3 protein-coding genes are annotated in these 6,129 nt (G+C 47.6%); 2 read left to right on the top strand and 1 reads right to left on the bottom strand.

Translation table 11 applies throughout. The features are described 5' to 3' along the window. The first annotated feature begins 348 nt into the window (after window positions 1-348). Entirely contained in the window at window positions 349-717 is a 369-nt protein-coding gene (locus ACRCZA_RS09205) for an acyl-CoA thioesterase (RefSeq protein WP_438674149.1), read from the top strand. Between the two features lie 508 nt (window positions 718-1,225). On the opposite strand, the gene ACRCZA_RS09200 is transcribed toward ACRCZA_RS09205, so the two are convergent. Beyond that, window positions 1,226-1,597 carry a cytoplasmic protein gene (locus tag ACRCZA_RS09200; RefSeq protein ID WP_438674148.1) on the bottom strand — a complete coding sequence of 124 codons (372 nt, stop codon included), beginning with the start codon at window positions 1,595-1,597 and terminating at the stop codon, window positions 1,226-1,228. Window positions 1,598-3,069: 1,472 nt separating this feature from the next. Between ACRCZA_RS09200 and ACRCZA_RS09195 the strand changes: the two genes are divergently transcribed. Next, the coding region (locus tag ACRCZA_RS09195) for an EAL domain-containing protein (protein ID WP_438674147.1) at window positions 3,070-6,129 on the top strand (3,060 nt) is incomplete at its 3' end.

Below are 6,129 nucleotides of genomic sequence, written 5' to 3'. Positions count from 1 at the left end.
ATCGGCCTTTGGCAATCCACCTTACATTTGGTAATCCACCTGACATGTTGTGGCGTGGCAATAGCGATAAGTTATCGTTATTGCCCCATCGCTTTGGGAATGCTCTGATGGCAGGGTGTGAAGTGAGGAAGGCATTGTGGTGGTGCATCGCTGAATGTTATTGGTGCAACATTGGCGCTAACTGTGGATGATAAATCTCTATCTTATTGTTATTTAAAGCCATATATGAATGGCCCGAATAATGCTCAGCGATATGGCAAGCCTACGCTGTGTTGGACAGTCTAGGCTAGGTTGCAAACGGATTGCGCAATCACGCCATTTATTGGCATTGAAATAGAGGTGAGCACTATGAAATATTACAGCCGTCGTTTAGTTAAACCTGAACATTTAAATCCTGCTAATACCTTGTTTGGTGGCCAGTTATTAAGTTGGATTGACGAAGAGGCCGCCATTTTTGCTGGCTGTCAGATGAAGAGCACCAGTCATGTGACTAAATTAATCTCGGAGATCAATTTTATGACGCCTGCCCGCCAAGGCGATGTGCTTGAGTTTGGCTTAGCCTTAGTGAGTCTTGGCCAGAGTTCTATCACAGTGAGTTGTCAGGTGCGCAATAAAATCACCCAAGCCCCGGTGGTAAGTATTGATAAGATGGTGTTTGTCCATGTGAACGCCCAAGGTTTACCTGTGCCTCATGGCATTCGCGCGAATGCGGCTTAATTTGCAAAAGCCCGGCAGGCATGGCGGGCTTTACTCTCTCCTGTCACACCCGTCACGGCGTGTCTTGGGTTAATCCCTCTTTTATCGATTTGACCGAATACCGCATGGTTCATCGGCGCGGTTTTTTCTTGGTTATGGTTTACGCAGTGTCTGCGGACTTACCCTGTTATTGCACTATATCCCAAGCGTGCCTCTTGGCGGCGGTTACAGGATTGGTGTAGATGGCGGCGCTTATGTTGATGGCGGAGCTTAGTTTGGATTGATAGGGTCGGGAATAAATGATTTGGGTTAATGCCACTGTATTAGGCGGCGTAGGCTTAGTGAAGATCCACCGCGCATCATCGGCAAGAATTCGTTGCCAAAGATTTAGTTTTGAAGGATTTAGCTTTAAAGGAGTTAGCTGCTAAGGCATGAGCGGTCTAGGATTGGGCGGATTGGGCCAGATAGATGATATCCCGGGGGAGGACATTACAGCGAGCTTGCTATCCCCCCCGGCAAAGCAGCGGGGTTATGCCTGTTCGAGTTTGGCTAAACGCTGCTGATAATCCTCAATTAAATGCTGCATAATTTCTTCGGGCGCGGCATCGTCACAGCATTCATTTAAAAAGATTTTAAAGGTGACCAGCGCGTGGCCATCATTTTTCAGTCTATCGCTTTGCATCGAAAAATAAGCGTCTTCATTTTCCGCTTTACGCACGACAAACTTATGGGTTTCGAATGACTTATTGCCTGAAAGCTCATGCCATTTGGTGATACGATTGAGGGCAATTTCACAAGACTGGTTTAATTCGATATGGTTGAGCCAGGTAACGGGATGTTCAGGATCTTTGTAGTGTGGACATCTAACGGTGTAGTTATAAACGTGAGTGATTGCTGTCATAGCGTACCTACCTGTTCGAGGATATTGTTGCCATCATAGGCATCGTTTTTGAATTCGGTCAATCATTAATTGTGATGAAATTTAGTGCTTTTTCAAACGCCAAAACAGCACATTTTGACATACAAATTAATCTGTTACTTTGTGTTGCTCTGCGTCTATTAAGCATGAGTTTGTCAGTAATAACTTTGTGCTATCTCTCAGTTTTGTATCAAGTTGCGTATTCACTGAATTAGCGGCGAATAAAGCAACAATTGGGGGGCGTAGGGCACTCTACTGCATGATTGGGAGCATAGTTAGTTGGCTTGGTGCCATAGTCTTTTGGTGCCATAGTCTCTTGGCCCATCAAGGCTTGATGGTCTTAAGTGTAAACGATGGTGAGCGGCAATTTTTTAGTCTGCCATGTCAAAAGAATGAGGTGTCAAAGCATGGCGATTTGGCTAAATGTGAAGGCACGCTGTAAAGACAGAAGCCCATTCTTGCGAATGGGCTTCTTAGCTTGCCTTATCTTTTGCAGGGAAAAAGCCAACTGAGTGTAGTTTATCCTAGCCATAAGCCCAAATAATCCATTTAAATCACGTTTTCGGGCGCAACAAGGTTAATTTTTGTTCATCAACAACTCAACGCCTCAACGCGTAGAGTGCCAGCGGTGCTCTCACGAAATGGGGGGGTAAAAAGATAACGCGTCGCTATAAATTGGGCCGATGTCAGCATGGCTCGCTTGTTTGGGGGCAAACCACTGGCATCTATTAACGCGTTTACTGCAAGGGTAGGAATATCTTCGGCGTTAACTTACAGTAACGTGAGATTTTTAGGGATATTTCCCGCAATCCCCGCAATGCCCGCAATTGTTAATGCGTTAACCCGCCGCGATGGCGGCTTGCGTGCCCGCGGCGGGGATATTTTCGAGATAGACACCTATTGCGTTGGGCAGATTCGGCTCAACCCCATCATAGACTGTAGTGCTCATCTCCTATCGCGGCAGTTTTTTGATCTCACTCCCGACTAGGTCGATGTTGACTAAGGGGTTATTTGTTACGAGCAAGGCGTGCTCAAAGCCCAATGCCTTGACATGTCATTGCATCATCCACGGACCTTAATCTAAGAGGTTGATAATATGGAAATTTAGCTGCCATAAAGTTACTTCTACTATGTCACGATGTAAGTTGTCACGATTTAAGTTGTGTTCATTTTTGCCGCACAACCAACGTCACTGACGAAAGCGGTGATTTCCCCCTATTGTTACTGCATTTAACCCAGTTGGTGTCCTTGTTTTACGGTGACTTGTGGTTCTCCCTGTGCCTAAATGCTGCCTCGCAACGGTTTGCTGGGGCGATATACGGTTTTGTTTTGTAAAGGTTTATGGCTAAGATGGCATTTTGCCTATGGTTTGCAATGAATCCTGTTAAACTACTGCGTTATGATTGTTAAGCCTCTTGGCGGTTTTTTCATTTTTGGGAGTGTTTGACTCATCCATGGATACCAGCATTTTTTTACCACTTGTGCAAAATGCGGCATTACTGCTGGCGTTAGTGCTGCTATATGATGCGCTCTCCCATCGGCATCAACAGCAATACTTTTGGGTTTGGCGGGTGGGTATCGGGCTGTTTATCGGGGTCGTTGGGCTTGCGATAATGAGTACGCCTTGGATGTATCAGCCAGGGATATTTTTTGATACCCGCTCAGTGCTCCTATGTATTTCAGGGCTCTTTTTTGGCGCGCTGCCAACCTTTATTGCGGTGGTGATGACCGCCCTGTATCGGCTCAGTATCGGCGGTATGGCGATGTGGGTCGGTGTTGGCGTGATTGTCAGCTCAGGGCTGATTGGCGTGATATGGCGCCATTTTCGACGGGCTCACTTGGCAAATATTTCAGATAAAGAAATTTTTAGTTTTGCCTTTTTGGTTCATGGCGCGATGTTATTGTGGTTTTTTATCATGCCCCTTGAGAGCGCATTGCCCATCTTAAGTCACATTACCCTCCCTGTGTTAACGGTTCATCCGATAGCGACTTGGTTACTCTGTCGATTGCTATCAAGGCGCTTTGAGCTTGAACGTGATGAACAAATTCGTCTGCAGGATGACTTTTTATTTCGCAGCCAATTTAATGTGGGCAATATCGGGATTGCGATTGCCAGCGCCGATAAAAAGTGGATTAAGGTCAATCCGCGGTTGTGCCAAATATTGCAGTACTCCGAAGCCCAATTATTGCAGATGACTTGGTCGCAGTTGACCCACCCCGATGATCTTAAAGCGGAAATTAACAACTTTAAGCGTATGCTCTCGGGGCAGATTGATAATTATGAAATGGCTAAACGGTTTATCGCGAAAGACGGGGCGGTGGTGTACACCCATATGACCGTCGCCTGTAAACGGGGCAGCAATAATGAGTTACTGGTGATCGCCGGTTTTTTAGATATCACCGCACAAACCTTGGCCGATCGGGAGATGAAGGCCAGTCGTGAGCAACTTGAGCTCGTCCTAAGTAGCAGCGATTTAGGGGTATGGGATTGGGATATTCGCCGCGATACCATTTCGCGCAATGCCCGCAGCGCCGACATTCTGGGGGTCGATGTCACAGTGCTTAACGCCAATAGCCGCCTATGGATGGATGCGATTGTCCCAGAGGATCGCCCGAAAGTGTTGCACTCCATTGAAGCTCATATACGCGAAGAAACGCCGCAGCATAAAATGGAATATCGCCTCAATACCTTCAATCACCAAGTGCGCTGGATTTTAGATACCGCCAAAGTGGTGAGCCGCGATGCCGATCACCATGCCTTAAGAATGTGCGGCACCTACACCGATATTACCGAGGCCAAACTTATCGAGGAGTCGTTAAAACTTTCGGCACTGGTGTACGACAACAGTTCTGAGGCCATGAGTGTGCTCGATGAAAACGGCGTAATTATTACAGTTAACGCCGCGTTTCAGGAGATCACCGGTTACAGCGAGGCGGAAATTTGTCAGCGGCATATTCGGCATTTTTATTGCGATCTTAATAGTCGGGAGTTTTATCAACAATTCAATGAGGCGATCCGCGACAAGGGGCAATGGCAGGGCGAAATGTTGCAACGGCGCAAAAATGGCGAGGAATTGGTGATTTGGCTGACCATCAACACCATTAATGATAAGGAGGGTAAGCCCTATCGCCGCGTGGCACTGTTTTCTGACATTACCGATAAAAAACATAATGAACACTTAATCTGGAAGCAGGCCAATTACGATCCCTTAACGGGACTGCCCAATCGGCGAATGTTGCTTGAGTTTCTCGCCAGTGAAATCAAACAAGCTGACCGAAATCGTGACAGTTTTGCCTTGTTATTTTTAGATTTAGATTATTTTAAAGAGGTCAATGACACCCTCGGGCACGCCATGGGAGATCAGCTGCTTATTGACACCGCCAAGCGCATAAAATCCTGTGTGCGTGAGGCCGATGTGGTCGCGCGTTTAGGCGGCGATGAATTTACGGTGGTGCTCAGCGGTATGGAGGAGCACAAGGGGATTGAGCGGGTCGCCGAGCATATTTTACAGCGGATCTGTGAGCCCTATACCTTGGGGGATGAAACCGCCTATATCAGTGCCAGTATTGGGATCACCCTCTATCCTGATGATGCCAACACCATTGAAGGCTTACTTAAGCATGCGGATCAGGCGATGTATGCGGCCAAAGATCAGGGGCGTAACCGCTTTAATTATTTCACCCCCTCGATGCAAGAATCGGCAAAATACCGCATGCGGCTTATCCAAGATCTGCGTTTGGCGGTGATAAATAAAGAATTTGAACTGCATTATCAACCGATTGTCGCCCTTGCCAGCGGCGCGGTGACGAAGGCGGAGGCCCTCATCCGCTGGCATCATCGCGAGCGTGGCCAAGTCTCGCCCAGCGAATTTATCCCAGTGGCGGAAGATACCGGCTTGATCCTTGAGATTGGCAATTGGGTGTTTGAACAGGCCGCCCGTCAAAGTGCCAAGTGGCGGAGCGATTTTGGGGTGGATATACAGGTCAGCGTGAATAAATCTCCGGTGCAATTTCGTGACGAAGGGACCTTGCTCCATCATTGGTTGACCTTACTCCAAGAGCTTAATATCACTGGCACCGGCGTGTGCATCGAAATCACCGAAGGCTTATTGCTCGATGCCAGCATGGGCGTCACTGAAAAATTACTGGCCTATCGGGATGCGGGCGTGCAAGTGTCCTTGGATGATTTTGGGACGGGGTATTCGTCCCTTGCCTATTTGAAAAAGTTTGATATTGATTATCTTAAAATCGATCAATCATTTACCCGTAACATCGATACGGATAGCAATGATCAAATCCTCTGTGAGGCCATCATTGTGATGGCGCATAAATTAGGCATGAAAGTGATCGCCGAAGGGGTCGAAACCGAGGCGCAGCGGCAGGTGTTGCTTGCGGCTGGCTGTGATTATGGGCAGGGCTATTTGTTTTCAGCGCCAGTAAGCGCCTGCGAGTTTACCAAACAATACCTTAAGGCTGCGGCGCCGAACGCAGGCGCTCATGGATTAAATGCGGCG

Source organism: Shewanella sp., assembly GCF_051658185.1.
Classification (GTDB): Bacteria; Pseudomonadota; Gammaproteobacteria; order Enterobacterales; family Shewanellaceae; genus Shewanella.
The sequence above is the reverse complement of the archived record's forward strand: the minus strand, read 5'-3'. Positions and strand labels throughout refer to the sequence as shown.